Below are 20,657 nucleotides of genomic sequence, written 5' to 3' on the forward strand. Positions count from 1 at the left end.
CCAAACTACCGTGTTGATCGTCGGAGGGCCGCGCCGTGGGACGGTCAGCTGCCGGACAGCGCGCGGGCCGGCTCGTCGCTCTCGTCGAGCAGGACGTAGAAGAGCGTGCCGAGCACGAGCAGCGTGCCGGCGAAGACCTCCCAGCCGAGGGCGACGCCGGCGATCGTGACGACCACGCACTGCACGACCAGTGCGACGATCGTCCAGCGGCGGGCGGCCCGCTGGCGAAGTGCCGCGAGGAGCAGCCGGGCGCCCAGGGCGACCAGCAGCGCGCCGAGGACGACGGCGGCGATCCGGATGGCGACCTGCGCGTGACCGGGGTCGGCGCCGTTGAGCGACATCGAATACGCGCCGATCACCCCGCCGACCACGAACAGGGCGGCGCCGACGACCACGCCCTCGACGAGGATTCCGACCGCCGCGATGACCAGTGCCACCATTCGCATCCGGTCAAGTTACTCCCGGGTAGCCCGGGCTTCAAGACCTGTCGATGCGCGTGGTTAGGGTTTCGGGGATGCACACGCACATCCTGTTCGACTTCTTCGGCACGCTCGTCGGCTACGACCCGCGGCGCACCAGCCAGGGGTATCCGCGTTCCTTCGCCGAGCTCGGGCGCCTGGGCGCCGGGGTGTCCTACCCGCAGTTCGTCGAGGGCTGGGACCGCGTGTTCGCCGGCTTCGACCGGGCCGCCGACGTCGAGGACCGCGAGTTCTCGATGACGCAGGTCGGCGCCGCCTACCTCGGCGAGGTGCTCGGCCGGGTCCCGGCGGCCGGCGACGTGGCCGCCTTCATCCGGATCTATCTGGAGGAGTGGAGCGCCGGCGTCTCCTACCCGCCGGCAACAGCGGCGCTGGTGCGGTCGTTGTCGCAGGTGTACCGGCTGGCGGTGGTCACCAACACGCACCAGCCGGACCTGGTGCCCGGTCACCTCGCCGCGATGGGGATCCTCGACGCGATGGACGCGGTGGTGACGTCGGTGGAGGTCGGCTGGCGCAAGCCGCACCCGGCGATCTACGCCGCGACCGTCGAACGGCTCGGGATCGCGCCCGGCGCCGCGATCTTCGTCGGGGACACGTACACCGCCGACTTCGTGGGCCCGGAGAAGTTCGGCATGACCGCCTACCTCATCGACCCGGAGGGCCGGGCCGACGTGCCCGAGGACCGCCGGCTGCGCTCGGTGCTCGACCTCGCGGCGAAGGTGCGGGCGCGCTCCCAGTAGGCGGCGCCGGTCCGCCCCAACGGGTGACGGTGCCGGTGATATGGACGAAGTGATATGGATCGGCCATCCGCAGGCATTGCTATATGTACATGCGTGGCTACCGTCACGACAGATCCGCTGCCAGGGAGGCCGAGTGAAACGATCGATCGCCGCCGCCAGTGCATTGCTGCTCACCGGCGGCATGCTGGCCGCCGTCGCGTCACCAGCTAGCGCGTCGCCATCCCCGTCGTCATTGCAGGCGCACCGCGCCGAGATCCGCGCCGCCGACAGCGAGGCGTACACCGTCACCAGCAGCAAGAAGGACGCCAACGGGGCGTCCCATACCCGGTACGCGCGCACCTACCACGGCCTGCGGGTCTACGGCGGTGACTTCGTCGTGCACGCGGCGGCGGACGGCACGTTCGCCGGCACGTCCGTCGGCCTGCACGCGCCGCTCACCCTCGGCACCACCGCCGCGGTGTCCAAGACGGCCGGGGCGGCCAAGGCGAAGTCCGCGTTCCAGGGCTCGATCACCGCCGTCGGCAGCCCTGAGCTGTTCGTCGACGCCAGCGACGGCACCGGCGTCCTGGCCTACGAGACCGTGATCAGTGGCTGGCTCGCCGACGGACAGACCCCGTCGAAGCTGCACGTCATCACGGACGCGAACAGCAACGCGGTCCGCGGCGCGTTCGACGAGATCGAGACCGTCAACGGCACCGGCAACAGCATCTACTCGGGCACCGTCACGATCGACACGACGCTGTCCGGCTCGACGTACCAGATGATCGACCCGTCGCACGGCAACGGCCGCACCTGCGACATGAACAACGGCACCAGCACGTGCACGACGTTCACCGACGCGGACAACACGTGGGGCACCGGCGCCAACTCCAACCGGCAGTCGGCCGGGGTCGACGCGCACTTCGGCGCGGCGAAGACGTTCGACTACTACAAGAACGTGCACGGCCGTAACGGCATCTTCGGCAACGGTGCCGGCGTGCCTTCCCGCGTGCACTACGGCAACGCGTACGTCAACGCGTTCTGGGACGGCTCGCAGATGACCTACGGCGACGGCTCCGGCAACAACCGGCCGCTCGTCGCGCTCGACGTCGCCGGCCACGAGATGAGCCACGGCGTCACCGAGGCCCTCGCGGGCCTGGTCTACTCCGGCGAGTCCGGCGGTCTCAACGAGGCCACCAGCGACATCTTCGGCTCGATGGTCGAGTTCTACGCCGCGGCGCCCAGCGACCCGGGTGACTACCAGATCGGCGAGAAGATCAACATCAACGGCAACAACACGCCGCTGCGCTACATGTACAACCCGACCCTGGACGGCTCGTCGCACGGCTGCTGGTCGACCACCACGAAGAACGTCGACGTGCACTACAGCTCCGGCGTGGCGAACCACTTCTTCTTCGACCTCGCCGAGGGCACCGGCGCCACCAGCTTCGGCACCTCGCCGGTCTGCGGCTCCGCCCCCGCGGTCGTCGGCATCGGCCGGGCCAAGGCCGAGAAGATCTGGTACCGCGCGCTCGACGTGTACTTCACGTCCAACACGTCCTACGTGAACACCAGCAACCCGGCCAACACCGCCCGGGCGTACACGCTGCGTGCCGCGACCGACCTGCACGGCACCTGCTCCGCGGAGTACAAGGCCGTCCAGGCCGCGTGGACCGCGGTCAACGTGGCCGGCAACGACGCCGCCTGCCCGACCGGCAACGACTTCTCCCTCGCCGCCTCGCCGGCGAGCGGCTCGGTCAACCCGGGCAGCTCGGTGACCAGCACGGTCACCGCGACGCTCACCAACGGTGCGGCGCAGACCGTGGCGCTGACCGCGTCCGGCCTGCCGTCGGGCGCGACCGCCAGCTTCAGCCCGGCCTCGATCAACTCGGCCGGCGGCACGTCCACGCTGACGATCGCGACCTCCGCGTCGACGCCGTCCGGCACGTACGCGGTGACCATCACGGGCACGGGCGCCAGCTCGACCCGGACCACCACGTTCAGCCTGACCGTCAATGGCGCGCCCGGCTGCACCGGCACCAACGGCAACGACGTGGCGATCCCGGACAACACCACGGTCACCAGCACGATCACGATCAGTGGCTGTGCCCGCAACGCCTCGGCCACCAGTTCGGTGAACGTGACGATCATCCACACCTACAAGGGTGACCTGGTGGTCGACGTGGTCGCGCCGGACGGCTCGGTCTACAACCTGCACAACCGGACCGGCGGCAGCACCGACAACATCATCCAGACCTACTCGGTGAACCTGTCCTCCGAGGCCGCCAACGGCACCTGGACCCTGCGGGTCCGCGACGCCGCCAGCCTCGACACGGGACGCATCGATACCTGGACGCTCACCCTGTAAAACCAGGGCGGACACGCTGACCGTGGCATGACGGTCACTGTAGGTGCGGGCGAGGGGCCGTTGTCCCTCGCCCGTTTCCGTGCAGGTCAGCTATCAGGTGAGGTGTGATGCAACCGATACGATCGGGGGGCAGCGGGAACGCAGTGTGACCGGTAGAAACTTCCGCATGTCCAAGGTTGTGAAGTTCGTTGGTTCCCTCGTAGTGCTCGCCATCCTGGCCGGTGTCGGCTGGTACCTCAACCGTGACTCCGGTGAGAACGCCAAGGTCGGCGACTGCCTCCACCAGGTGTCGTCGAGCGAGGTGAAGATCGTCAAGTGTGACGCCGCCGACGCCGACTTCAGCGTCATCGGCAAGGTCGAGAACAAGAAGCAGACCGAGGCGGAGCAGTCGGCGTGCGACGCGTTCCCCGAGACGGCTGCCACCTACTGGTGGGGCAAGGCCGGCCAGGCGGGCGACGTGCTCTGCCTCAAGGCGCTCAAGGCCTGATCCGGCCTCAGGGGCAGCGGCATTGACCCAGGCGCTCCGGCAGGCGCCGCCGCACCCCACATTGACTTTCGCTCCACCGCCCCCACCACCCCCGTCGACCCCGGCCCGGAACTTCCGGTGCCGGGGTCGCTCTGCGAGTGCGCTCAGTAGCCCGGGAAGACGGCGCGCAGGTCGTCGAGGCTGATCGGCCCCGTGATCTTCACATCGGCCGGGGTGTACTTCGCGGACAGGCGTCCCGCGGCGAGGCGCAGGAACGCCTCCAGGGTCAGGCTCAGCTCGCCGTCCGGTGCCGCCGGCGCGTCGCCCAGCGTGACCGGGTCCTTCAGGTGCAGGCCACGCCGCTCGCCGAGGTCGGTGAGCGTGACGAGCAGGTCGGCGGTGCGGCCGTCGAGGAACGCCGGCTTCGCGATCCAGCCGAAGAGCCCCTCGATCCGGTCGTCGATCAGGACGGCCGCCTCCGGGGCGAGCGTCGCCGACGGGTCGAGGCCGGCCCGCACGTCCCAGTCGTGGTAGCCGAACTCGGTGAGCCGCAGCACGGCCGACGTCGCCACGTCGACGGGCTCGGGCATCCAGCCCACGTCGATGCGGTGCTCGGCGCGCTGCGTGGCGTCGAACGCCTCGTAGGCCTCGACCAGGCGCTGGTTCGCGATCGGAAACTCGACAGCGCGCTCGTCCGGGGTCATGCCGTCCCAGCGGGCCCACACGCCCTTGTTGAACTCGAACTCCGGGGCGGGCCGCCCCTCGAGGGAGGCGCGCACCGCCTCCAGGTTGATCTCGGCGCCGCTGCCCAGGTGGCTGATCACCTGGGAGAGATCCCACTCGCTGGCCGCTGAAGGCCCGGTGAGCTGCTCAGATGTGAGCCCGCGGACGAGAGCGGTGAGGTCTTCGTGCCCCTTGCGCAGGGCGGCGATCGCCTGATCGGCTCGGCTGGTCATCGTGCTCCCTCAACCCTTGAATATTGACTATTTCCTTGAAGGATAAACAAGTTTGTGATGCAGGCCATGGCGGGTTCTGCCCGATCAGCAATATTGCCGGGTTGGCAACATCAGGTACGTTGTCGATCGTGAACACGGGGCCGGGGTTGCGTGAACGGGACGACGCCGCCACGCCAACCGCAGCCCAGAAAGGGGCGCGGGTGCGCCCCCGTGCCTGGGCCGAGCTGCTGCTGGTCGTCGGGTTGTTCCTCGCCTACAAGATGGGGCGGTTGCTCGTCGACGGTCGCGTCGGGGAGGCCTACGAGAACGCGAAGCTCGTCTGGCACGCCGAGCGGGCCCTGTGGTTGCCCGACGAGGTGGACCTGCAGCACCTGCTCCTCGCCTCCGAGGTCGTCATCCGCTCCGCCAATGTCTACTACGCGGTGGTGCACTTCCCGGCGACGGTCGCCTTCCTGCTGTTCATGTATATCTTCCGCCCCGCACATTACCTGCGCTTCCGGCGCATCCTCGCGTGGCTGACCGCGGCGGGGCTCGCGATGCACTTCGCGTTCCCGCTCGCGCCGCCGCGGATGCTGGCCGGGATCGGCATGGTCGACACCGCCGCGAAGTTCGGGCCTTCGGTGTACGGGCCGCCGCAGACCGACACGCTGAGCAACCAGTACGCGGCGATGCCGTCGTTGCACGTCGGCTGGGCGCTCGTGGTCGCCTGCGGGCTGATCGTCGCGACCAGCAGCCGGTGGCGCTGGCTGTGGCTGGCCCACCCGGTGCTCACGATGATCGTCGTGGTCGGCACCGCCAATCACTACTGGCTGGACGGCATCATCGCGGCGATCCTGGTCGGCGCGCTGCTGTTCCTGGTCGGCCGGACCCGGCGCGCCGAGCCCCCACCCGTGCGGATCCCGGTGCAGCTGCGCCGCAACCTGGAGTACCTGGCCGTCGGTGAGGCCGCCTACCTGGCCACGTTCGGCGACACGATCTCCGACAGCGGCGGCCACCCGCAGAAGGTTGGAAAGCCGACCTGATCTTCTCCGCACTGGCGGAGGTGGGGTACGAATAGCGCGTGGACTGGAACCTACGCACCTGCGCGCGGCGCGGCCATGTCACGTACGCGCCCGACGAGTCGCCCTTCCGGGAGCGGCTGCACACCGCCACCCCCGTCGGCGAGGCCTGGCGCTGCCTGCGGTGCGGTGACTTCGTCATCGGCGAGCCGCAGTCGGCCGGCCCCGCCGACGGCGCCCCCATCGTGCTGCGCGGCCGGGCGCTGCGCGACGCCCTCGTCCTGCGGCTGCTGTCGATCGAGCGGTTCCTCAAGGGCATCATCGTGCTGCTCGCCGGCTACGGCGTGTTCCGCTTCCGCACCCACCGCGACGGCGTCGAGCGCGCCTTCAACGAGGACCTGCCGTTGCTGCGGCCGTTCACGGACCGGATCGGCTGGAAGTTCGAGGACTCCGCGATGATCCACACGATCCGGACGGTCATCGAGGCGGAGTCCAAGACCCTGCTGTGGGTCGCGATCGGCCTGATGTTCTACGGCGTCCTGCAGGTCGTCGAGGGCGTCGGCCTGTGGATGCTGAAGCGCTGGGGCGAGTACTTCGCCGTCGTCGCCACCTCCCTCGGCCTGCCGGTGGAGATCTACGAGCTGTCGGAGAAGGTCACCTGGCTGCGGATCGGCGCCCTGGTGATCAACATCATCGCCGTGCTCTACATCCTGCTGTCGAAGCGGCTCTTCGGGCTGCGGGGCGGTCACGCCGCCTACGCCGCGGAGCGGCACGAGACGAGCCTCATCGAGGTCGAGATCGCGGCCAGCGAACCGACCCTGCCGCGGGGGCTGCGCAACCCGAAGTCCCCGGCCGGGCCGCCGGACGATCCTTCCGCAGAACTGACCACTGGCGGGAATCGTGTGGGCGTCGTATAGTTGAACGCGAGACCGGCATCTTCCCCCGTGGATGCCGGTCTTCTTAATGTCCGGACCCGGCGACGTCCGTGGTGCCGGCCGCCCGGATCGCACGGATCGTGTTCAGGTTGTGCTCCCGGGCGCACGACTCCAGCACCCTGGCGTCGTCCTCGCCCCGCTCCAGCTGGTTCAGCAGCGCGTCGTGCTCGTCGACGGCGGCGCGCACCCGAAGCCGCGGATACAGCGACGCCAGGACCCGCGACGCGTCGATGCGGTCCCAGATCCATTCCAGGGCCTCGATCACGTGCCGGTTGCCGCAACACCGGTAGATCGTGCGGTGGAACTCCCGGTGCAGCGCCATGACCCGCTCGTGGGTCTGCTCGAGGCGCAACTGGGCGTTGAGGGCGCGGGCGGTCCCGATCAGCTCCGCGGTCATCTGCGGTGCCGCGGCTGCGAACGCGTAGCCGTCCAGCAGCGCCAGCATCTCCACCAGCTGCACCCAGTCGTCGTCGCCGAGCGTCGCCACCCGCGCGCCGACGTTGCGCTCGAAGCTCACCAGCCCCTCGGCCTCGAGGCGGCGGATCGCCTCCCGCACGGGGACGGGGGAGACGTCCAGCTCCCGGGCCAGGGTGCTGAGCACCAGGCGGTGCCCCGGCTGGTAGCGGCCGTCGAGGATGCGCTGGCGGATCCGGCGATAGGCGAGCTCGTGCTTCGAGGGCCCGGACGGCCCGGTGCTGCTGTGCTCAGGCTGCACGTGCGAGTTCCACTCTTGACAGGGACCGGCACCCACACAATCATATACGATCGGATGGAGGGCAGGGTCATCCTCACATTCCCGCAGCTGGTTCGCCATCGGCGGTGCGGCTGATGCAGACGGGGGCGGCCGCACCGCCGATGGCGCACTGGCCCCCGCCGCACCCGCCAGCACAGCGTCGCCCGGAGTGCGCGGAACTGCGTACGCTGGTCGGGTGGGTGAGGCGGCCTGGTCGATGACCGACGATTCCGAGGTGAGTCGTGACCTCGGCGCGGTCGACTGGACGGCCACCCCGCTCGGTGCCCCGGCGGACTGGCCACAGAGCCTGCGGTCGGTCGTGCGGATCCTGCTCGGCTCACGGTTCTCGATGTGGATGGCGTGGGGCCCCGAGCTGACGTTCTTCTGCAACGACGCCTACCGGCGCGACACCCTCGGCAAGAAGTACCCGTGGGCACTGGGCAAGCCGGCCCGCGACGTGTGGGCCGAGATCTGGCCCGAGATCGGTCCCCGGATCGACGCGGTCATGGCGACCGGCACCGCCACCTGGGACGTGGCGCTGCGGTTGTTCCTCGGCCGCAGCGGCTTCACCGAGGAGACCTACCACACGTTCTCCTACAGCCCGCTCACCGACGACGCGGGCGACATCGCCGGCATGCTCTGCGTGGTCAGCGAGGACACCGACCGGGTCATCGGCGAGCGCCGCATGGCGACCCTGCGCGACCTGGGCGCCGACACTGAGAGCGCCGTCCCCGAGAACGCCGGCGCTGAGAGCGGCGGCGCGGCGAGCGGCGACACCGCAGGCGGCGGCATGGAGCGCGGCGGGCAGGACGGCGTCACCGAGGCGAGTGTCTTCGCCGCCGCCGCCCGGCACCTGAGTGCCCGCGCCGACGACCTGCCGTTCACCCTCACCTATCTCTTCGACGAGGACGGCGACACCGCGCACCTCGCGTGCCGGACCGGCGTGCCGGCCGGGACTCAGGTGGCGCCCGACGTCCTCGACCCCGCCGGCGAGCCGTTCTGGCCGGTTGCCGAGCTCGCCCGGGGTGTGCCGCTCACCCTCGGCGGCTACACCGACCTGCCCGCCGGCGCCTGGGACGAGCCGCCGACCGAGGTCCGGCTCGTGCCGCTGCCCGCGCCCGGGGGCGGCCGGCCCTACGGGTTCCTGGTCGTCGGGCTCAACCGTTACCGGCCCTTCGACGCCGCGTACGCCGGCTTCATCGACCTCATCGCCGGGCAGCTCGCGGCGAGGATCGGCACCGCCCGCGCCTACGCCGCCGAGCGCCGCCGGGCCGAGTCGCTCGCCGAGCTCGACCGGGCCAAGACGGCGTTCTTCACCAACGTCAGCCACGAGTTCCGCACGCCGCTGACGCTGCTGCTCGGCCCGGCCGAGGACGCCCTGACCGACCGGAGCGCGCCGCTGCCGCCCGGGCAGCGCGAGCGCGTCGAGGTCGTGCACCGCAACGCCGAGCGGCTGCTGAAGCTCGTCAACACGCTGCTGGACTTCTCGCAGCTGGAGTCGGGGAAGGTCGAGCCCCGCTTCGAGCCGCTCGACCTGGCCACGGCCACCGCCGAGCTGGCCGGCATGTTCGACTCGGCGGCCCAGCGGGCGGGGCTGGCCCTGGTCGTGGACTGCCCGCCGCTGCCCCGGCCGGTCCTCGCCGACCGCGAGATGTGGGCGAAGATCACGCTGAACCTGCTGTCCAACGCGTTGAAGTTCACGTTCGAGGGGTCGATCACGGTCCGGGTCGCGGCCGTCGACGGCGCCGCGGAGCTCAGCGTCACCGACACCGGTGTCGGCATCGACGCGGGCGACCAGGCCAACCTGTTCGACCGGTTCCACCGCATCATGGGCGCCCGTTCCCGCACCCATGAGGGCTCCGGCATCGGGCTGGCCCTCGTCGCCGAGTTGGCCGTGCTGCACGGCGGCACGGTCGGCGTCCGCAGCGCGCCGGGCGCCGGCAGCACGTTCACGGTCCGGCTGCCGTTCGGTGAGCCGGAGCAGATCCCGGCGCACCCCGCCGACGAGTTCGGTGACCGGCCGGCCGCCGCCGACCGGGTCGTGCCCGGGTTCCTGGCCGAGGTCGAGCGGTGGATTACCCCGGCGCCGGCACCGGTCGCCGCGGCACCGTCCAGCGCGCCGACGGTCCTGGTGGTCGACGACAACTCCGACATGCGCGACTACATCCGCGCCATCCTCGAGGCCGACTACCAGGTCGTGGAGGCCACCGACGGCGCGACCGCGCTGCGGACGGTGCGCGGCACCCAGCCCGACCTCGTCCTCACCGACGTGATGATGCCGGAGCTCGACGGCTTCGGCCTGGTCGCCGCCCTGCGCGCGGACAGCACCGCCGCGCACCTGCCGGTCATCATGCTGTCGGCCAGGGCCGGCGACGAGGCAACCGTCGAAGGGCTCGACGCCGGTGCCGACGACTACCTCATCAAGCCGTTCTCGCCGCGGGAGCTGCGGGCCAGGGTCCGGGCCAACCTGGAGTTCGACCGGGTCCGGCGCACCCGCGACGAGCTGCAGCGCAGCCGCGAGCTGCTGGACCAGGCGCAGCGCCTCGCGTCCGTCGGCAGCTGGGAGCTGGACCTCGCCACCGGCGACGTGCACGGCTCCGAGGAGTTCCTGCGCCAGATGGGCATGACCGCGGCGGAGCTTCTCGACCCGGTGGCCCGCGACGTCACCAACGCCCGGCTCCACCCCGACGACCGCGGGCTCGTCGACGCGGCGATGGCCGCGGCGGTCACCGGCGAGCCCCTGGACTACGAGGCCCGGGTCTTCCAGCCCGACGGCACGCTGCGGGTCTTCCGGACCATCGGCGAGCTGGAACGCGACGCCGCCGGCGGCCCGGTCCGGCTGCGCGGCTCCAACCAGGACATCACCGAGCAGCGCCGGGCCGAGCAGGCCCTCGCCGCCGCCAGTGGCCTGCAGGAGGCCGCCGCCCGGGAGCACCGCATCGCCGACGAGCTGCAGCGCAGCCTGATGCCGCCGCTGACGTTCGACCCCGAGCACCTGGAGGTCGCCACCTACTACCGGCCCGGTGTGGCCGGCACCCAGGTCGGCGGCGACTGGTATGACGTGATCGAGCTCGGCGCCGACCGCACCGCCCTCGTCATCGGCGACGTCATGGGCCGGGGCGTCCCCGCAGCGGCCGTCATGGGGCAGCTGCGGGCCGCGGTCCGGGCCTACGCGCGGCTGGATCTGCCGCCCGCCGACGTCCTGGAGTTCCTCGACGGCGTCGTGCGGGACCTGAGCGAGGACCAGATCGTCACCGTCGTCTACGCCGTCTACGACCCGGGCGAGCGCAGCCTCACCTATGCCAACGCCGGGCACCTCCCGCCGCTGCTGCTGCTCCCCGGCGGCACGGTGCGGCACCTCTCGGTCTCCGGCCCGCCGCTGGGCACGGGCCCGCTGACCCTCATCGAGGAGCGCGTCGAGCTGCCCGTCGGTGCGTTGCTGACGCTGTACACCGACGGCCTCGTCGAACACCGGGACCGGGACATCGACACCGGCATCGACGCGCTCGCGGCGCACGTCGGCGCCATCAAGGGCGATCAGGCGGGACCGCTCGCCGACGTGCCGGACCGGCTCGTCGCCGCGCTGCTGCCCGACGGGCCCGACGACGACATCACCGTCCTGCTCGCCCGGGTCGTCGCCGAGCCCGGCGGGGAGCGGTCCGTCATCCACGACATCCCCGCCGAGGAACAGTCCGTGCGGACCGCCCGCCAGCTGGTCGACACCACCCTGCGCCGGTGGGACGTCCCGGCCCGGGTCATCGACGATCTCGTCCTCGTGGTGAGCGAGTTGGCCGCCAACGCCGTCCTGCACGGCCGCCCGCCGATCCAGCTGCGGCTGCGCAACGGCGGCAGCCACGTCGTGCTGGAGTTGCACGACACCGCGACCTACCTGCCCCGCAAGCAGCGCCCGACCCCCGACGACGAGCACGGCCGCGGGCTGCAGCTGGTGTCCTCGCTGTGCGACCGCTGGGGCACCCGCCCCACGGCCGACGGCAAGGCCGTGTGGTGCATGCGCTCGATCTAGCTACCACTGGGTCAGGTGCAGCGCGAGCCGCGGGCAGTGCTGGACCGCGCGCCGGGCATGGGGGAGCAGCGGCACCGGCACCTCGGGCTCCCTGCTGTCGTCGATGCTGCGGGGGTACCCCCATTCGTCCGGCGCGAGCAGTTCGGGCAGCAGTTCCGTGCAGTGCCCCCGCCCCTGGCAGGCGGTCCAGTCGACGTGCAACCGGGTCATGGCAGTCGTCCTTCCACGCGGGTGCCGTGCGGGCGGTTCATGGCCGGGCTCCTTCCAGGCAGCCGCCGTGCAGGTGGGCGGTCACGTCGGCGGCGAACACCGTCATGGCGCTGCGGATGAGGCGGACGGTGCCGTCGGGGTGGCCGCAGGCGCCGCGGCCGTGCACCAGCGCCGCCAGCCGGGCCACCCCCGCCGGCAGCGACGGGTCGCCCTCCATCCGGGCCAGCGCCGCCATGGTCGCCGCCAGCCGCGGCAGGCCGTTCAGGCACGGCCCGCACTGCTTCGCGCCCGCCCCGGCGAGATACCCGACGATCTGCGCCGTCCGGGCGAGGCCGCACTCCCCGGCGGCGAGGGGGATGACGACCCCGGCGCCGGGCGACGCCCCGTGCGGTGCCAGCCCCTCCCGGGTCACCGGCACCTCCACCGCGTCGCCCGGCACCCACGCGCCGTGGAAGCCGCCGACGAGCACCGCCCGCGGCGCCGGGACCGGACCGCCGGCGGCCGACAGCAGCGCGGCCAGGGCGACGCCGTGCGGCACCTCGTACACCCCGGGCCGCCCGACCGGGCCGGTGACGGTCGCCAGGAACGTCCTGGACCGCCGGAACCAGTCCGCGCCGTGCCGCGCCACGAGCGCCAGCTGCGCCAGGGTCTCCACGTTCTGCACCAGCGTCGGTGCCCCGCCCACCCCGGACTCCGTGACCCGGCGCAGTTTGTCCCGCGGCACGGCGCGTCCACCGCTCAGGACGGACACCACCGCGGACTCCTCGCCGGACAGGAATGCCTCCTGCGCCCGGTGTACGACCACCGGCACCGCGTCCCGTCCCGCCGCCCGCCGCTCCTGCACGGCCCGCGCCAGTGGCCCGGCCGTCGCGGGCCGAACGTAGAGGTACGCCTTCGCCGCCCCGACCGCGGCCGCGGCCAGCTGCAGCCCGTCGAGCACCAGGTGCGGCGCGCGGGCCAGCAGGGTGCGGTCCTTCGCGCTGCCCGGCTCGCCCTCGGCGCCGTTGCCGACGACCACCGGCGGCCTGCGCCCGCCGCCGTTTTCGCGCACCGCGGCCAGCTTCAGATGCGTCGGGAACCCGGCGCCGCCGTGCCCGGTGAGCCCGGCGTCGCGCACGACCCCGATCAGCACGTCGTGCGGCAACCGCGGCAGCGGGCCGTGCGTGGTCTCGTGCCCGCGGAGGTCGGCGTGGCTGCGCAGGTCGGGGTGGCCGGTGCCGAGCAGCGGCCCGGCGGTCAGGACCGCGGTCATCGTGAACCTCCACTGAGGACGGTGTGACGGGTGGACAACCGCCGGGCGACGGCGGCGACGACCGCGACGAGGCAGGCGCCCGCGACGGTCCGCAGCCACCACGTCCCCGCGTCGGAGCCGGTGCCGAGCGCGTGCACGAACGCGACCGGCCAGCACGCGTACGCCAGCCAGTGCGTCACCCGCCATGCCCGCAACCCCAGCCGGTGCCGCAGCAGACTCGTCCCGACCAGCGCGATCAGCAGGTCCACCGCGAGGGTCCCGAGACCCGTCCACATCGGACGGTACGTCGCCCCGAACGGCACGATCAGGTCGAAGAGCTCCAGCTGCGCGTACACGTCGAAGAACAGGCTGATCACGTGCACCAGCACGAATCCGACCGCCAGCAACGACGCGTCCCGATGCACCTGCGCCACCCCGAACCGCGGCAGCCCGAACGCCGGCCGCCCGGCCCGGTTCGCGATCCCGAGCGCGACCACCACCGTCAGCAGCACCAGCGACGTGACGCCGGTGCCCCTCGCGAGGTACCACAGCGCGTCGTTCACAACGGCCAGCCCGTGGTCGCGTACACCTGGCGCCGCTGCGAAACCAGTCGCGCCGGCGCTCCCTGCCGGGCCAGCCATCCATGCGCCGCGCGGCCACGCACGACCGCCGCGGTGCTGAGCGTGTTGGCGTGCACGCAGGTGCGGGCGGCGACCGACACGGTCCGCCACACCCGTGGCGCCGGCATCCCGGTCCGCGGGTCCAGGATGTGGTGCAGCACGCCCTGCGGGCCGAGCCACTGGCGGCTGATCGTGCTGGAGGAGGCGAGCGCGGCGCCGCCGGGCAGCCGGACCGTGCAGCCCGGCTCGCCCGGCCGGTCCTGCACCAGCACCCGCCATCCGCCGGTGGGGCCGGGGCCGGCGGTCGCGATGTCGCCGCCGAGGGAGACCAGGACGCCGGTGCCGGTCGCGGCGGTGACGAGCCTGGCACAGCGGTCCGCGGTCCAGGCCTTCGCGGTCGCGCCCAGGTCGAGGGTCACGCCGGGCGGCACGGTGAGGCGCCGGCCCCGCAGCTTCACGTGCCGCCAGTCCGCGGTCGGATACACGATGAGCCGCGCCGGTCCCGTGCCGGTGTGCTGTGTGCCGTCGATCGGTCCCGTGCCGGTGTGCTCTGTGCCGCCGGTCGGTCCCGTGCCGGTGTGCTCTGTGCCGTCGGTCGGTGCGGTGATGGCGTGCTGTGTGCCGCCGGTCGGTGCGGTGATGGCGTGCTGTGTGCCGTCGGTCGGTGCGGTGATGGCGGCGAAGTCGCGGTCGTAGCCGAGGTCGGCGATCGCCGCGCCCACGGTCGGGTCGACGTCGCCGCCGGTGTCCCGGGCCGCCCGCAGCGCGACCGCGACCAGCTCCGCCAGGAGCTCACTGACCTCGACGGGCCGGCCCGCCAGCCGGTGGACGTGGTGCAGCTCGCTGTCGTCGCGGAACCGGCTGCACGCCAGGTCGACGGCGGCCAGCTCGGCCCGGACCAGGTCCCCGGCCGCCGGCAGGGCGGCAGGGTCGGTGACGACGAGCCGGACCGTGGTGCCCCAGGTCTCCCACTGGGCGCTGCCGTGCTCCATGTCAGGACCCGCCCGACGTGGCGTCGCTCTGCCCGCCGCCGTCGTCGCTGCCCAGCTCGGGCCAGGCCGAGCCGTTTCCGGTGCTGCTGTCGGTTTTCGTGCTGCCGTCGACGGTGGTCGTCGTGTCGCCGGTGCTCTGGTTGTCGCTGCGGGCGGCGTACGCGACCGTCGCCACCGCGAGCGACCCCGCCACCCCGAACGCGGCGAGCAGGCCGGTGAACCCTGTCGCACGGCGTAGCCCCTGTGCCCGATCCACGGTGCGCTCCCTCCACCCGAAGCTTCTGCTGCTGCCCCGAGTCTTGAAGCGCCGCCTGCGTTCCCCTTGGCAGCGGCCTGTGAGCTACCTGTGCAGCCCGCGCCGGGCGTCCTCCAGGCCGCGCTCGTTGTCCGCGCCGCCGGCGATGCCCGTCAGGTCGTTCATGACGATCCGGCGCGCGAAGTAGTCGGCCTGCACCGCGTAGCGGAACCGCAGCAGGACCGGCAGCGCGTCGCGCAGCTCGGCGTCGGGGACCGCCCCGCCGGCCCGGTAGGCGGTGAGGAAGCCGGCGCCGTCTCCGGCCAGGTACATGAGGGCGGAGGCGAGGTCGTACAGCAGCGGACCCCGCATGGCCACGCCCCAGTCGATGAGGCCGCCGCCGATGAACGCCTCCGGGGCCGGGTCCGCGTGCAGCAGGCCGGTCGTGAGCGGACCCGCCGCCGCGAGGTCCCGCACCGCGCCGGCGACCGCATCCCGGAGCCAGGGCCGCAGCCCGAGGTGCGCGGCGTCCGGGTCGACCCAGTCCATCCCGACCTCGCCCTCGACGCTCACGTCCCGCAACAGGCGGTGGGCCTCGGCGAGGGTGGTGCCGATCGCGCGCTGGTCCTCCGCCGGCGTCTCGGGCACCATCGTCAGCACGGCCAGCGCACCGCCCTCCCACGGCACCGTCAGCGCGCCGCCGGTGGTGCGCACCGGCGCCCCGGACCGGAACCCCTGTGCCGCGAGCGCGTCGGCGACCGCGATCCCACCCCGGAACCACAGCGCGGGATCGGCCGGAGTGATCACGGACCCGGTGACGGCCTTGGCGACGTAGCGCCCGTGATCCGTTGTGACGAACCAGGTCGCGGAGTTCATCCCGCCGTGGTGCGGGTGCACGTCCGCCGCCCCCAACGCCCAGTGCTCGGCCAGGGCGTCCTCGGGAAACGGCACTAGCGCTGGATCGGCCGGCGCAGGGAGTACGTGATGGCGTGCAACCGGTGCGGCTGCCCGATGACCAGCGCGGCCCGGTCATACGCCTGCCAGCCCTCCGCGCCGGCCCGGTTGAGATGCCGCAGGTCATTGAACCGTTCGTCGGTGCCCCACCGCTGGACGCCACCCGGGTAGTGGAACACCGCGTCCCAGTCCTCGAACTTGTCGGTGCCCAGCGTCCCGGCTGCCCGGTACTCCAGTCGTGCGTACTCCCATTGCGTCACACCGTCCATCATGCCGGACATCGAACGCGAGCAGTGGCCTGGTACTACGTTGGAGCCGTGGAACGCGATCGCGACAACGCCGGCCGGGCCCGCAACGCCCGCCCCCGCGACGGCCTGGGCCGCCCGCTGCCCCGCGGCGCGACCGGCGTCCCGACGATGCCGGACGACCTGGAGGTCACACCGTCCTCCGCGCTCGCCCTGGCACAGTCGTTGCTCGACGAGGGCCGGCCGTTCCACGCCCATGAGGTCCTCGAAGCCGCCTGGAAGAGCGCCCCGCCATCGGAGCGCGAGCTGTGGCGGGGGCTGGCACAGCTCGCGGTCGGCCTGACCCACCTGCACCGGGGCAACGCGACGGGGGCGGCCGCACTGCTGTCCCGCGCGGCCGACCGGATCGAGGCGTTCAGCCCCGCGCCGCATCAGATCGACGGCCCGGGCCTCGTCGCCTGGGCCCGGGCGATCACCGCTGGGGCCGAGCCCGTTCCGCCTGTTCCGCAGTTGCAACTGACGTAAGACCGTCCGAGGTACAGCTATCTGCGGTATGGCAGATTGCTATGCATCCACCTCCGACGGAATCGCGTGTTCAGATGAATGAGAAGACATGAATCCGCAGTGGGTTCGTGGTGGTTGTGCAATCTGTGCACAACAAAGCGATCGACTGTCGCCACTGAAAGTGCCTTAGCGCAGATGAAGTATGGCGATCTAGCCGGGCCCACCGGATACTCAACGTGACGGCAGATGACTGCCGTTACGAAATGAGCAGCGCCCGGTGCCAGCCGAGCGCTGCTCTGGTCGTCCCGTCGCGAGGAGGGGAGGACCCGTTCTGTGTTTCATGGTGCCGCAGCCACCCTCCTTCCGGCAACGACGAGCCGGAGGGGGGAGTGAAATGCCGGTCTTTTACGACGGCCACGACGTGCGGATCACCCATCGATCGTTCCAGGTGCTCGAGCCGGTTCGGGCCAGCTATGCCATCGGCGAGCTCAGATCGGTCTGGGTGGTGATCCCCGGCACTGATCACCTGCGCGTCCTGGTGCGGATGTCCTGCTCCGGCGGTTCCGTTGCCGTTGCGGCGCTGTTTGCGACCGGGTCGAACCACGCGGCGGGCTGGGTCTTCGCGGTGCTCAGCCTGCTCGTCCTGGCGACCTTGTGGGCCCGCCCGGCGCCGGCCGGGTCGCCGCCCGATTATCAGCTCGTGGCAGCGTGGCAGGGCACGTCCATCTGCCTCTATACGACCACCGATCCCGTCCGGTTCGGGCAGGTCCGGCGGGCGCTGCAACGAGCGCTCGACTGGACCGAGGATGCATAGCGTAATCGAGAGCTAGCCGTGGGTCTTGCAAGCTTCTCCATCGAGTGCAATTCTGACTGCGGTACCGCAATCTGCGGTACCGCAGATTGCGGGATGGGGGCAGATCCGACCCATGACCACAAGCGATTCACCGGCCGGCGCGCGCCGCCGCCTCCGGCTCGCCATCCGAAAACTCCGGGAGGCGACCGGCCGCACCCAAGGTCAGGTTGCGGAGAACCTGTCGTGGTCGATCTCGAAGGTGAACCGCATCGAAAACGGCGAGGTGACCATCTCGCGCACCGACCTCCAGGCGCTGCTGAATTCGCTCGGCGTCCACGATGAGCAGGAAGTCGCCAGGCTGCTCGAGGATGCGCGTCTCTCCCGGGTGAAGGGTTGGTGGGATCGTCCGGAATACCGCGGGCACCTCACCCAGTCAACGCGTCAGCTGATCCAGTTCGAGAGCGAGGCCAGCGCGATCAGGTCCTTCCAGACCGCCATATTCCCGGGTCTGCTACAGACCCGGGAATACGCCGAGGCCATGATCGGCGCCCTGACCGAAGGTGTGTCGGCCGAGACGCGGGCGACCCGGCTCGAGGTGCGCATGCTTCGCCAGGAGAACTTCAAGAAGAGTGTTCCTCGCCCGAAGCATCTGGTGATTCTCGACGAGTTCGTCCTGCAGCGCATCATCCGCAGTGCTCAGGTCACCGCGCGGCAATTGAAGTCTCTCGCAGACGCGGCTCGCGATCCGGACATCATTATCCGTCTCCTGCCGAAGGAGGAGTCGATCTTCGTCCTTGCCGGATCGTTTGTGATTTACGACATCAGAGACGAGGAAAATGCGATCCTCCTCCTCGAGAGTCTGTCCACCGGTCAATTTGTCCAGGATTTCGAAACGGTGGAGAACTTCCGCACCAGATTTGAGCAGATGTGGGGGCGCTGCCTGACGGAAGCGGCTTCGCTGAGTGTGATTGATGCCCGATATGCGGCGTTGCATGCTGATTTGCAGCGCTATCCATGACGGCGGGTCCGGCGCTCGCCGCCGCCGCGGACGGCCCTCCGATGCGACCGGCTATGTGATAGCTTCTTTCTTTCCACCTCTCTTCTCGCCCTTTCGGGTGGTGCCCCCGCCGGTAACGTGATCATTTGGGGCACTATCATCCGGTTGGCGGTGACCAACAATGGGGAGAGGGAACGACTCGTGCGTGAGTCCCAGGAGCCTATCTGGCAGAAGAGCCGGAAATGTGATGTGGCGAACTGCTTGGAGGTCGCGGAGGCCGGATCGGAGATATTGATTCGGGACTCGCTGAGGCCGGAGGCTGTGCTGCGTGTTTCGCGCACTGACTGGGACGTGTTCGTTGCCGGGATAGCGGCCGGGGACTTTCGGTTCGCGTAAGTGGGGCGACAGGCGATGGCGGGGCCAGGTGACTCCGCCACCGACTATGTGCCACATTGCGACCTGCATCTATGGATCGGGTCCGGACCTCTCGTACCCTCGGTATGGGTCTCGAGCATGACGGAGGACTCGATGACTGATGCACCGCGTGTTGCGGCCTGGAAGACCAGCAGTAGATGCGATGCGGTGAACTGCATTGAGGTCCTGATCGAGCCGGACCGTGTCGCCGTTCGGAGTTCTGCGCTGCGGAGCGGTCCGAGCCTGCAGTTTGATCCCGTTGCCTGGATGGACTTCATCAGGCACCTCAAGACCACCGGTTACTGAACCGCCAGATCCAGTTCCGGCGCGGACAGGTGCAGAACCTCATAACGCTCGTCTGCCGGCTGGTCCGCTGGAACGGCGTCGGCCCAGAGGGCGAAGAGCAGCAGCTGCCAGTCGCGGGGGTCGAAGGCGAGCGCCGCCGTGTGCACCTCAGGCGAGTCGGCGAGGGTATGCAGCTCCGCCATCGCGTCGTCGATCGACGCGGCTGCGTCCCCATGTGATGGTTGCGGTAGCGCGGTGATCCGGCGGGACGCGGCCAGCGGTTCGCCGGCGAGGCGGCCTCGGACCGCTGCGATACCCGTCCACTGGGACACCGGCGGGCGGCCGAAGTCGCGGACGATGTTCTGGAAGCCGCCCCCGCCGATCAGGAAGTGCGTCATCGCGGCCGTGGAGTTCCAGAGGTAGAACGGGGCGTACTGGTTCACCTGGGAGTCGTCGACGCCGCGGGAACGGATCAGGTACGCCTTCAGGGCCAGGCCGGCACGGTCGTCCAGGGCGTGGCCGTTGCGGCGGACGCGGTCGCGGATGATGCCCATGTCGTAGTCAGCGGGCAGGGTCAGCGAGTACTGCATCGCGAACATCAGGCGGCCGCCGATCGGAGCAGGCCGAGTGCGCCGCGGACGGCCCGGTCGAACGGCTCCCTCGACCCCGCCGCGCGGGCCAGCACGTAGCCGCCCTGCAGGGTGGCGACGATCGCCGCGGCCGTGTCGTCCGGATCGAGCGGGCTGCGCAGCCCGCCGGACGACAGCACCGAGGACAGCCGATCGCAGAGCCACGCGAACGTCTCGGCGACGGGGTCGTGCAGCGTGGGGTCGGCGAGGACGTCGGGGTCCTGGGTGAGCCGGCCGATGGGGCAGCCGCGCAGCACGTCGCGGTCCAGGGTCAGGTACGCGGTGATCCGCTCGACCGCGCCGCCAGCGCCGTCGAGCCGGGCAGCCGCGCGGGACCGCAGCTCGTCCGCGGTGCGCCGGATCGCGACCGCGGCCAGGTCCGGCTTGCCGCGGAAATGGTGATACATGCTGCCCTGGCCCGCGCCGGCCAGGGACTGGATGGCGCGCGGGCTCGTGCCGGCGTACCCGCGCTCCCACAGCAGTGAACGGGTGCTCTCGACGAGTCGTTCGGCGGTGTCCATGCTGTACATACTAGTAGGTACAGCAGCGGCGCAAAAAGAAGGGGGAGCGGACTCCCCCTTCTCGCGGAGGACCGTTAGGTCTGGTCGACCCGCAGCGCCTGGAAAGCCGAACGCTCGGCGGCGGCCTGGGCGCGCAGGATCTCGTCGATCTCGCGGGTCTCCTCGGCGGTGTGGCGGCCGAGGATCAGGTCGAGCTCCAGTCGCTCGGCCGGCGTCCGGTATGCGGCGATCTCCCGGGCCAGGGTGCGCCGCGCCCGGCGGGCCTCGAAACGGCTGGTGACCGCGTTGCGAACCCGGCTCGCGGTGGTCTGGGTGGCCATCGTCAACTCCTTCATCGGTGTGTTCCTGA

General features: G+C 71.1%; 24 protein-coding genes. 11 read left to right on the plus strand and 13 right to left on the minus strand.

Going from position 1 to position 20,657, the window contains the following annotated elements; all coding sequences use genetic code 11:
- Positions 1 to 44: 44 nt before the first annotated feature.
- Positions 45 to 446, minus strand: coding sequence for a hypothetical protein (locus ACFPIJ_RS07280; protein WP_380113853.1), 402 nt, complete (start codon positions 444 to 446; stop codon positions 45 to 47).
- Positions 447 to 514: 68 nt separating this feature from the next.
- On the opposite strand from ACFPIJ_RS07280, the gene ACFPIJ_RS07285 reads away from it, so the two are divergent.
- The 3 genes from ACFPIJ_RS07285 (at position 515) to ACFPIJ_RS07295 (ending at position 4,053) form a co-directional block, all read left to right on the plus strand.
- Positions 515 to 1,219, plus strand: a complete 705-nt coding sequence (locus ACFPIJ_RS07285) for an HAD family hydrolase (protein ID WP_380113854.1) — start codon at positions 515 to 517, stop codon at positions 1,217 to 1,219.
- Between the two features lie 133 nt (positions 1,220 to 1,352).
- Entirely contained in the window at positions 1,353 to 3,566 is a 2,214-nt protein-coding gene (locus ACFPIJ_RS07290; protein ID WP_380113855.1) for a M4 family metallopeptidase, read from the plus strand.
- A gap of 166 nt (positions 3,567 to 3,732) precedes the next feature.
- Complete coding sequence (locus ACFPIJ_RS07295; protein ID WP_380113856.1) at positions 3,733 to 4,053, plus strand: LppU/SCO3897 family protein; 321 nt, start codon at positions 3,733 to 3,735, stop codon at positions 4,051 to 4,053.
- 143 nt (positions 4,054 to 4,196) lie between these two features.
- Here ACFPIJ_RS07295 and ACFPIJ_RS07300 read toward each other — a convergent pair whose 3' ends face one another.
- A complete protein-coding gene (locus ACFPIJ_RS07300; protein ID WP_380113857.1) occupies positions 4,197 to 4,988 on the minus strand; it encodes a maleylpyruvate isomerase family mycothiol-dependent enzyme in 792 nt (263 codons plus the stop codon).
- Positions 4,989 to 5,116: 128 nt separating this feature from the next.
- Here ACFPIJ_RS07300 and ACFPIJ_RS07305 point away from each other — a divergent pair, with 128 nt between their 5' ends.
- Together ACFPIJ_RS07305 and ACFPIJ_RS07310 are read left to right on the plus strand one after the other, a co-directional pair.
- A complete protein-coding gene (locus tag ACFPIJ_RS07305) occupies positions 5,117 to 6,010 on the plus strand; it encodes a phosphatase PAP2 family protein (RefSeq protein ID WP_380113858.1) in 894 nt (297 codons plus the stop codon).
- Between the two features lie 38 nt (positions 6,011 to 6,048).
- Positions 6,049 to 6,903 carry a DUF2127 domain-containing protein gene (locus tag ACFPIJ_RS07310; RefSeq protein WP_380113859.1) on the plus strand — a complete coding sequence of 285 codons (855 nt, stop codon included), beginning with the start codon at positions 6,049 to 6,051 and terminating at the stop codon, positions 6,901 to 6,903.
- A 43-nt stretch (positions 6,904 to 6,946) separates the two neighbouring features.
- Here the strand turns inward: ACFPIJ_RS07310 and ACFPIJ_RS07315 are convergent, their stop codons facing one another.
- A complete protein-coding gene (locus tag ACFPIJ_RS07315; protein WP_380113860.1) occupies positions 6,947 to 7,636 on the minus strand; it encodes a GntR family transcriptional regulator in 690 nt (229 codons plus the stop codon).
- Between the two features lie 253 nt (positions 7,637 to 7,889).
- Between ACFPIJ_RS07315 and ACFPIJ_RS07320 the strand changes: the two genes are divergently transcribed.
- Positions 7,890 to 11,678 carry a SpoIIE family protein phosphatase gene (locus tag ACFPIJ_RS07320; RefSeq protein WP_380113861.1) on the plus strand — a complete coding sequence of 1,263 codons (3,789 nt, stop codon included), beginning with the start codon at positions 7,890 to 7,892 and terminating at the stop codon, positions 11,676 to 11,678.
- Here ACFPIJ_RS07320 and ACFPIJ_RS07325 read toward each other — a convergent pair whose 3' ends face one another.
- From ACFPIJ_RS07325 to ACFPIJ_RS07355, 7 genes are all read right to left on the minus strand, one after another.
- Positions 11,679 to 11,888 carry a ferredoxin gene (locus tag ACFPIJ_RS07325; protein ID WP_380113862.1) on the minus strand — a complete coding sequence of 70 codons (210 nt, stop codon included), beginning with the start codon at positions 11,886 to 11,888 and terminating at the stop codon, positions 11,679 to 11,681.
- A gap of 37 nt (positions 11,889 to 11,925) precedes the next feature.
- Positions 11,926 to 13,140 (minus strand): NADH-ubiquinone oxidoreductase-F iron-sulfur binding region domain-containing protein, encoded by a 1,215-nt coding sequence (locus tag ACFPIJ_RS07330; protein WP_380113863.1) that lies wholly within the window; start codon positions 13,138 to 13,140, stop codon positions 11,926 to 11,928.
- Positions 13,137 to 13,682 (minus strand): ferric reductase-like transmembrane domain-containing protein, encoded by a 546-nt coding sequence (locus ACFPIJ_RS07335; RefSeq protein WP_380113864.1) that lies wholly within the window; start codon positions 13,680 to 13,682, stop codon positions 13,137 to 13,139. The genes ACFPIJ_RS07330 and ACFPIJ_RS07335 overlap by 4 nt, the downstream gene beginning before the upstream one ends.
- Complete coding sequence (locus tag ACFPIJ_RS07340; protein WP_380113865.1) at positions 13,679 to 14,731, minus strand: FAD:protein FMN transferase; 1,053 nt, start codon at positions 14,729 to 14,731, stop codon at positions 13,679 to 13,681. The genes ACFPIJ_RS07335 and ACFPIJ_RS07340 overlap by 4 nt, the downstream gene beginning before the upstream one ends.
- Before the next feature lies 1 nt (position 14,732).
- The gene (locus ACFPIJ_RS07345) at positions 14,733 to 14,987 is read right to left on the minus strand and encodes a hypothetical protein (RefSeq protein ID WP_380113866.1); all 255 of its coding nucleotides are present in this window, start codon (positions 14,985 to 14,987) and stop codon (positions 14,733 to 14,735) included.
- Between the two features lie 84 nt (positions 14,988 to 15,071).
- Positions 15,072 to 15,917 carry a phosphotransferase enzyme family protein gene (locus tag ACFPIJ_RS07350; RefSeq protein WP_380113867.1) on the minus strand — a complete coding sequence of 282 codons (846 nt, stop codon included), beginning with the start codon at positions 15,915 to 15,917 and terminating at the stop codon, positions 15,072 to 15,074.
- On the minus strand, positions 15,917 to 16,192 hold the full coding sequence (locus ACFPIJ_RS07355; RefSeq protein ID WP_239135588.1) for a hypothetical protein: 276 nt from the start codon (positions 16,190 to 16,192) through the stop codon (positions 15,917 to 15,919). The genes ACFPIJ_RS07350 and ACFPIJ_RS07355 overlap by 1 nt, the downstream gene beginning before the upstream one ends.
- Positions 16,193 to 16,237: 45 nt before the next feature.
- On the opposite strand from ACFPIJ_RS07355, the gene ACFPIJ_RS07360 reads away from it, so the two are divergent.
- The 5 genes from ACFPIJ_RS07360 to ACFPIJ_RS07380 all read left to right on the plus strand — a co-directional run bounded on the left by ACFPIJ_RS07360 (position 16,238) and on the right by ACFPIJ_RS07380 (position 19,179).
- On the plus strand, positions 16,238 to 16,690 hold the full coding sequence (locus tag ACFPIJ_RS07360; protein ID WP_380113868.1) for a DUF309 domain-containing protein: 453 nt from the start codon (positions 16,238 to 16,240) through the stop codon (positions 16,688 to 16,690).
- Between the two features lie 400 nt (positions 16,691 to 17,090).
- Positions 17,091 to 17,483: a DUF6232 family protein gene (locus tag ACFPIJ_RS07365; RefSeq protein ID WP_380113869.1), complete on the plus strand. Its 393-nt coding sequence runs from the start codon at positions 17,091 to 17,093 to the stop codon at positions 17,481 to 17,483.
- A gap of 112 nt (positions 17,484 to 17,595) precedes the next feature.
- Positions 17,596 to 18,480: a helix-turn-helix domain-containing protein gene (locus ACFPIJ_RS07370; protein ID WP_380113870.1), complete on the plus strand. Its 885-nt coding sequence runs from the start codon at positions 17,596 to 17,598 to the stop codon at positions 18,478 to 18,480.
- A gap of 180 nt (positions 18,481 to 18,660) precedes the next feature.
- A complete protein-coding gene (locus tag ACFPIJ_RS07375) occupies positions 18,661 to 18,855 on the plus strand; it encodes a DUF397 domain-containing protein (protein ID WP_380114178.1) in 195 nt (64 codons plus the stop codon).
- A gap of 132 nt (positions 18,856 to 18,987) precedes the next feature.
- Complete coding sequence (locus ACFPIJ_RS07380; protein WP_380113871.1) at positions 18,988 to 19,179, plus strand: DUF397 domain-containing protein; 192 nt, start codon at positions 18,988 to 18,990, stop codon at positions 19,177 to 19,179.
- Here the strand turns inward: ACFPIJ_RS07380 and ACFPIJ_RS07385 are convergent.
- The 3 genes from ACFPIJ_RS07385 to ACFPIJ_RS07395 all read right to left on the minus strand — a co-directional run bounded on the left by ACFPIJ_RS07385 (position 19,173) and on the right by ACFPIJ_RS07395 (position 20,643).
- Complete coding sequence (locus tag ACFPIJ_RS07385) at positions 19,173 to 19,748, minus strand: DUF4865 family protein (RefSeq protein ID WP_380113872.1); 576 nt, start codon at positions 19,746 to 19,748, stop codon at positions 19,173 to 19,175. The two genes, ACFPIJ_RS07380 and ACFPIJ_RS07385, sit on opposite strands and share 7 nt — an antisense overlap.
- Before the next feature lie 8 nt (positions 19,749 to 19,756).
- Positions 19,757 to 20,308 (minus strand): TetR/AcrR family transcriptional regulator, encoded by a 552-nt coding sequence (locus ACFPIJ_RS07390; protein ID WP_380113873.1) that lies wholly within the window; start codon positions 20,306 to 20,308, stop codon positions 19,757 to 19,759.
- Between the two features lie 74 nt (positions 20,309 to 20,382).
- Entirely contained in the window at positions 20,383 to 20,643 is a 261-nt protein-coding gene (locus ACFPIJ_RS07395; protein ID WP_380113875.1) for a hypothetical protein, read from the minus strand.
- Positions 20,644 to 20,657 lie beyond the last annotated feature (14 nt).

This window comes from Dactylosporangium cerinum, from assembly GCF_042653625.1.
Classification (GTDB): Bacteria; Actinomycetota; Actinomycetes; order Mycobacteriales; family Micromonosporaceae; genus Dactylosporangium; species Dactylosporangium cerinum.

Excerpts from the sequence above, each read along its gene's own strand:
- ACFPIJ_RS07300 (WP_380113857.1), bottom strand. The coding sequence starts at position 4,988 with ATGACCAGCCGAGCCGATCAGGCGATCGCCGCCCTGCGCAAGGGGCAC.
- ACFPIJ_RS07340 (WP_380113865.1), bottom strand. The coding sequence starts at position 14,731 with ATGGAGCACGGCAGCGCCCAGTGGGAGACCTGGGGCACCACGGTCCGG.
- ACFPIJ_RS07380 (WP_380113871.1), top strand. The coding sequence starts at position 18,988 with ATGACTGATGCACCGCGTGTTGCGGCCTGGAAGACCAGCAGTAGATGC.
- ACFPIJ_RS07285 (WP_380113854.1), top strand. The coding sequence starts at position 515 with ATGCACACGCACATCCTGTTCGACTTCTTCGGCACGCTCGTCGGCTAC.
- ACFPIJ_RS07385 (WP_380113872.1), bottom strand. The coding sequence starts at position 19,748 with ATGCAGTACTCGCTGACCCTGCCCGCTGACTACGACATGGGCATCATC.
- ACFPIJ_RS07325 (WP_380113862.1), bottom strand. The coding sequence starts at position 11,888 with ATGACCCGGTTGCACGTCGACTGGACCGCCTGCCAGGGGCGGGGGCAC.
- ACFPIJ_RS07370 (WP_380113870.1), top strand. The coding sequence starts at position 17,596 with ATGACCACAAGCGATTCACCGGCCGGCGCGCGCCGCCGCCTCCGGCTC.
- ACFPIJ_RS07295 (WP_380113856.1), top strand. The coding sequence starts at position 3,733 with ATGTCCAAGGTTGTGAAGTTCGTTGGTTCCCTCGTAGTGCTCGCCATC.
- ACFPIJ_RS07355 (WP_239135588.1), bottom strand. The coding sequence starts at position 16,192 with ATGATGGACGGTGTGACGCAATGGGAGTACGCACGACTGGAGTACCGG.
- ACFPIJ_RS07390 (WP_380113873.1), bottom strand. The coding sequence starts at position 20,308 with ATGGACACCGCCGAACGACTCGTCGAGAGCACCCGTTCACTGCTGTGG.
- ACFPIJ_RS07330 (WP_380113863.1), bottom strand. The coding sequence starts at position 13,140 with ATGACCGCGGTCCTGACCGCCGGGCCGCTGCTCGGCACCGGCCACCCC.
- ACFPIJ_RS07280 (WP_380113853.1), bottom strand. The coding sequence starts at position 446 with ATGCGAATGGTGGCACTGGTCATCGCGGCGGTCGGAATCCTCGTCGAG.
- ACFPIJ_RS07395 (WP_380113875.1), bottom strand. The coding sequence starts at position 20,643 with ATGAAGGAGTTGACGATGGCCACCCAGACCACCGCGAGCCGGGTTCGC.